The sequence below is a fragment of the Amycolatopsis sp. NPDC000009 genome (genome assembly GCF_055563465.1).
The window spans coordinates 1,332-2,658 of the sequence record NZ_JBVHDI010000044.1; the positions used below are offsets into that span (position 1 = coordinate 1,332).

1 rRNA gene (running past one end of the window) is annotated in these 1,327 nt (G+C 54.8%); it reads right to left on the reverse strand.

Going from position 1 to position 1,327, the window contains the following annotated elements:
* Positions 1-1,269 (reverse strand): 23S ribosomal RNA (locus ACZ3HL_RS44745) (it extends 1,130 nt beyond the left edge of the window).
* Between the last annotated feature and the right edge of the window lie 58 nt (positions 1,270-1,327).

Below are 1,327 nucleotides of genomic sequence, written 5' to 3' on the forward strand. Positions count from 1 at the left end.
TGAATGACACAGCTTCGGCGGTGTGCTTAAGCCCCGCTACATTGTCGGCGCAGGACCACTTGACCAGTGAGCTATTACGCACTCTTTCAAGGGTGGCTGCTTCTAAGCCAACCTCCTGGTTGTCTGGGCAATCCCACATCCTTTCCCACTGAGCACACACTTAGGGGCCTTAGCTGGTGTTCTGGGCTGTTTCCCTCTCGACGACGAAGCTTATCCCCCGCCGTCTCACTGCCACACTCTCACACCACGGTATTCGGAGTTTGGTTGATTTCGGTAACCCGGTAAGGCCCCTAGACCATCCAGTAGCTCTACCCCCGTGGAGAAACATGTGACGCTGCACCTAAATGCATTTCGGGGAGAACCAGCTATCACGGAGTTTGATTGGCCTTTCACCCCTACCCACAGCTCATCCCCTCAGTTTTCAACCTAAGTGGGTTCGGCCCTCCACGTCGTCTTACCGACGCTTCAGCCTGGCCATGGGTAGATCACTCCGCTTCGGGTCTAGACCACGCGACTCAATCGCCCTATTCAGACTCGCTTTCGCTACGGCTACCCCACACGGGTTAACCTCGCCACGCAGCACTAACTCGCAGGCTCATTCTTCAAAAGGCACGCCATCACCTCAACATCACAAGGATGTGCTCGGGCTCTGACGGCTTGTAGGCACACGGTTTCAGGTACTCTTTCACTCCCCTCCCGGGGTACTTTTCATCTTTCCCTCACGGTACTAGTCCGCTATCGGTCTTCAGGAAGTATTTAGGCTTACCGGGTGGTCCCGGCAGATTCACAGCAAATTCCACGAGCTCGCTGCTACTCGGGAACACCAAACAAACGATCCACAACATGTTTTCGCGTACGGGACTCTCACCCACTCCGGTCGCCCATCCCAAGGCGTTCCACTAACACGCGTAACCGTTCCGAGGACTGTCAGATCCTCGACGCTGGGTCCCACAACACCACACACACAACGCCTGACAGCTTGACATGTGCATGGTTTAGCCTCTTCCGCTTTCGCTCGCCACTACTCACGGAATCACGGTTGTTTTCTCTTCCTACGGGTACTGAGATGTTTCACTTCCCCGCGTTCCCTCCACACACCCTATATATTCAGATGCGGGTAACACCACATAACTGGTGCTGGGTTTCCCCATTCGGAAATCCTCGGATCACAGCTCGGTTGACAGCTCCCCGAGGCATATCGCAGCCTCCCACGTCCTTCATCGGCTCCTGAAGCCAAGACATCCACCATGTGCCCTTAACAACTTGACCACAAAGATGCTCGCATCCACTCTACAGTTCTCAAACACCACACCAGAAACAAACGTCC